Source organism: Rhodovulum sp. (genome assembly GCF_011048875.1).
Lineage (GTDB): Bacteria > Pseudomonadota > Alphaproteobacteria > Rhodobacterales > Rhodobacteraceae > Rhodovulum > Rhodovulum tesquicola.
In genome coordinates, this window is record NZ_DSDD01000117.1 from 1 (window position 1) to 4,177 (window position 4,177).

A 4,177-nucleotide genomic window follows, 5' to 3' on the forward strand; every position below is an offset into this window, starting at 1 on the left:
CGGCGCATCGGCCGGGGCGGGGCTGTAGCTGCCGGCCAGCGCCGGGGTGACCGCAACGGCGCCGAAAGTCAGCGCCAGCGGAAGCGTGAAACGATTCAGTTTCATCGGAATTCTCCTTGCTTCTCTATCGTCCTCGGAATTAGGCCCGACAAGGGCCAGGCGTCCGAACCGCCGCCTGTCGACAACGTTGTAAAAAGGGTTGCATCGCCTGCAGTGAAAGGGACGAACACGGGGATGTGACACCGCCCCTGTTCCACGCTCCCCGCCCGGCGGCTTTCCGCCGGGCGGGGGCTGGACAAGCGGCAGCCGCTCGCCCAGCCGCCGGACAATCGCTCCCCGCCTCCCCGGAGACAGCCCATGGCCTGCCGACTTGCCCCGATCCTGACGATCCCGCTGCTGGTCGCGCAGGCCCCGGCACTTGCCCAGACCGGCAACTGGTCCGCGCCTGACGATCTTTTTGTCAACGACCATGCCGATCATCGAGGCCGCGGCCGAGGACCGCCTGCGCGCCGCGCTGTCCGCGCTGCGGGCCGAAACCGGGGTCGAGATGACCGTGGTGACCATCGCCCGCCGGTCCGATTACGGGTATCTCGGCCTGTTCGAGGATTTCGCGACGCACCTTTTCAACACCTGGGGCGTGGGCGATGCGACGCGCAATGACGGCATCCTCGTTCTGGTTGCCCATCGCGACCGCGAGATGCGGCTGGAACTGGGCGCAGGTCATGCGCGCGACTGGGACCGCGTGGCGCGCGATGTGGCCGAGGAGAGCTTCCTGCCGCTGTTCCGCGAGGACCGCTATTCCGAGGGGATCGAGACCGGCACCATGGCCGCCATCGCCCGCATCGCCCGGCCCCGTGCCGCGGGCAAGCCGCCCGGGTCCGGCTCGGGCACGGGTGGATGGGGGGCGGGGCTTCTGCCGCTGCTGCTGTTCGCGGCCTTCTTTCTGGCGGTCGCCTTCCGGCGGCGGCTGGGCGATCTGGGCCTGCGGGTCCGGCGCTGCCCCGGTTGCGGCCAGCGCGGCCTGCATCAGATCCGCGAGGTGATCTGCCCCGCCACAAGCGCCGAGGCGGGCGACGGCCGACAGGTCACCTCCTGCCCCGCCTGCGGGCCGAGCGACACGAAAACCTACCCGATCTCGCGCCCCGGCGGGTCGAGCGGCGGCTTCGGCGGCGGCCGGTCTTCGGGTGGGGGCGCCAGCGGGCGCTGGTAGGCTGCAAGGACGCATGGACAAGCCGCGCGCGTCGCGGCTAGCACTGGCCGGACGAGCCGGAAGGGAGGGTAAACCATGCGGATCAGCGAAACAAAGGCGATCGTGACCGGGGGCGCCTCGGGTCTCGGGGCGGCGGCGGCGCGCGCGCTCTGCGCGGGCGAGGCGGCGGTGACCATCCTCGACCGCGACGCCGAACGCGGCATGGCGCTGGCGGCCGAGATCGGCGCGGGCTTCAAGCCGGTCGATGTCACCGACGAAACCTCGGTCGCCCAGGCCATCGGCGAGGCGGTCGCGCAGATGGGCGGACTGACCGCCTGCATCAACTGCGCCGGCATCGCCACCGCGGAACGGCTTCTGGGCCGGAACGGGCCGCACGCATTGGAAAGCTTCCGCCGCACCGTCGAGATCAACCTGATCGGCAGCTTCAACGTGCTGCGCCTGGCCGCCGCCGAGATGGCCGGGAACGATCACGAGGCCGATGGCTGTCGCGGCGTGATCATCAACACCGCCTCGATCGCCGCCTTCGACGGGCAGAAGGGTCAGGCCGCCTATGCCGCCTCCAAGGGCGGTATCGCCGCGATGACCCTGCCGCTTGCCCGCGATCTGGCGAATCTGCGCATCCGCGTGATGGCCGTCGCACCCGGCGTCTTCCGCACCCCGATGCTCGAAGGTCTGGGCCAGGAGGTGATGGACGGGCTGGCCGCCGATGTGCCGAACCCGCCGCGGCTGGGCGCCCCGGCCGAATTCGCGGCCCTTGTCTGCCACATCATCGAGAATTGCTATCTGAATGGCGAGGTGATCCGGCTCGACGGCGCGCTGAGAATGCGCTGAGGCCGCCCGATCCGGCCTCGCCGGGAAAACCCCGAACCCTGCTTCTTCTGGCCGCAAATATCCCGGGGGGAGTCCGAAGGACGGGGGGCAGCGCCCCCCCCACCCGGTCGCCCCGGCGCAAGCCGGGGCGAAACCGCTCCCCCGTCTAGCGTTCCGTCGCCTCGGCCTTCTCGGCCAGCATCAGCCAGTCCTCCTCGGCCTCGGACAACGCCGCCTGTCGTTCCGCCAGCGCCTCGCTCGCCCTCGCGAATTTCGAGGGATCGCGCGCAAACAGCCCCGGATCGGCCAGCAGCGCCTCGATCCTGCCGATCTCGGCCTCAAGCCGCGCGATCTCCGCGGGCAGCGCGTCGAGCCTGTGCCTTTCGGTGAAGCTCAGCCCCTGCGCGGTCCTTTCCGCCTTCCGGGGCACCTGTTTCGGAGCCGGGGCGGCAGGCTTCTCGGATGGCCGCGCATCGCTCACGCCCCCCCGCTGGCCGCGGTAATCGGACCAGCCCCCGGCATAGACCACGGCCTTGCCGTCGCCCTCCATCGCGATGGTGGTGGACGCCACCCGGTCGAGGAAATCACGATCATGGCTGACCAGCAGCACCGTGCCATCATAGTCCGACAGCAATTCCTGCAACAGATCCAGCGTCTCGACATCCAGGTCGTTCGTCGGCTCGTCCAGAACCAGAAGGTTCGACTCGCGCGCCATGATCCGCGCCAGTAGCAGCCGCGCCCGCTCGCCGCCCGACAGCGCGCGGACCGGCGCACGGGCCTGCGCCTCGTCGAAAAGGAAGTCCTTGAGATAACCGACCACATGGCGGGGCCTGCCGCGCACCAGCACCTGGTCGGCCTTGCCCGAAACGCGCATCTCCGGATCGCCGGTCAGGCTTTCCCACAGCGTCATGTCGGGGTCCAGCGCGGCGCGGTTCTGGTCGAACACCGCCATCTGCACGTTCGAGCCCAGGACCACCTCGCCGGTATCGGGCGCCAGTCCACCGGTCAGCATCCGCAACAGCGTCGTCTTGCCCGCGCCGTTCGGTCCGACCAGCGCCACACGCTCGCCCCGGTGGATGCGCAGGCTGAAATCGCGCAGGATCGCACGGTCGTCAAAGCTCTTCGAGATACCCCTGGCCTCGATCACCCGCTTGCCCGATTGCGGCCCCGAGTCCAGCGCCATCGCCGCGGTGCCCTGGCGGCGGATCATCGCCGCGCGGTCCTCGCGCATCGCGGCCAGCGCGCGCAGCCGTCCCTGGTTGCGCTTGCGCCGGGCCGATATCCCCTCGACCGCCCAGCGGCCCTCGGCCTTGATCCTGCGCTCGAGCTTGTGGCGCGCCTCGTCCTCCTCGGCCCAGACCTTGTCGCGCCATGCCTCGAACGCCTCGAAGCCGCGCTCCTGGCGGCGCACCTCGCCCCGGTCGATCCACAGCGTCGCGCGCGCCAGCGCGCGCAGGAAGGCCCGGTCATGCGAGATCAGCACGAAGGCCGAGCGTGTCTCGCCCAGTTGCGATTCCAGCCAGGCAATCGCCTCGATGTCCAGATGGTTGGTCGGCTCGTCCAGCAGCATCAGCGACGGCGCCTCGGCCAGAAGACGGGCCAGAGCCGCCCGCCGCCGCTCGCCGCCCGAGGCGGTCGCGACCGGGGTGGCGGGGTCGAATTTCAGCCCCTCGGCCACCATCGCCACGCGGTATTCCTCGCCCGGCGGCAATGTCGCGGCGGCGAAATCGCCCAGCGTGGCAAAGCCCGACAGGTCGGGATCCTGCTCCATGTAGCCGACCGTGGTGCCGGGCGAGAGGATACGCGCGCCCGCATCGGGCTCGACCAGGCCCGCCATCACCTTCATCAGCGTCGACTTGCCCGATCCGTTGCGCCCCACCAGCGCCACCCGGTCGCCCGGCTGGATCACCAGATCGACACCCGCAAAGACAGGGTTGCCGCCAAAGGTCAGAGAGATGCCGGAAAGCTGCAAAAGGGGTGCGCGCGCCATGGGTGGTGGCTACTGCGCCCCGCCCCCGCGGTCAAGCGACCGCTTGGCGGCCAGCAAGAGACCCGCCGGCGCGCGCCGACGGGGCCTGTCGGATCGGTCGCGGACCAGCTCAGGCTTCCATCACGTCGCCGCCGCCGCCGTCGTCGCCCATGTGGAAGTCGAGACCG

At 70.4% G+C, this 4,177-nt stretch carries 3 protein-coding genes; 2 read left to right on the forward strand and 1 reads right to left on the reverse strand.

The genetic code is table 11. The features are described from left to right. Nucleotides 1-469 precede the first annotated feature (469 nt). Both ENN83_RS03975 and ENN83_RS03980 read left to right on the forward strand, forming a co-directional pair. The gene (locus ENN83_RS03975; RefSeq protein ID WP_287184308.1) at nt 470-1,210 is read left to right on the forward strand and encodes a TPM domain-containing protein; all 741 of its coding nucleotides are present in this window, start codon (nt 470-472) and stop codon (nt 1,208-1,210) included. A gap of 75 nt (nt 1,211-1,285) precedes the next feature. After that, nucleotides 1,286-2,041 carry an SDR family NAD(P)-dependent oxidoreductase gene (locus ENN83_RS03980; RefSeq protein ID WP_287184309.1) on the forward strand — a complete coding sequence of 252 codons (756 nt, stop codon included), beginning with the start codon at nt 1,286-1,288 and terminating at the stop codon, nt 2,039-2,041. Between the two features lie 145 nt (nt 2,042-2,186). Here ENN83_RS03980 and ENN83_RS03985 read toward each other — a convergent pair whose 3' ends face one another. After that, complete coding sequence (locus tag ENN83_RS03985) at nt 2,187-4,010, reverse strand: ABC-F family ATP-binding cassette domain-containing protein (RefSeq protein WP_287184310.1); 1,824 nt, start codon at nt 4,008-4,010, stop codon at nt 2,187-2,189. Nucleotides 4,011-4,177: the final 167 nt, after the last annotated feature.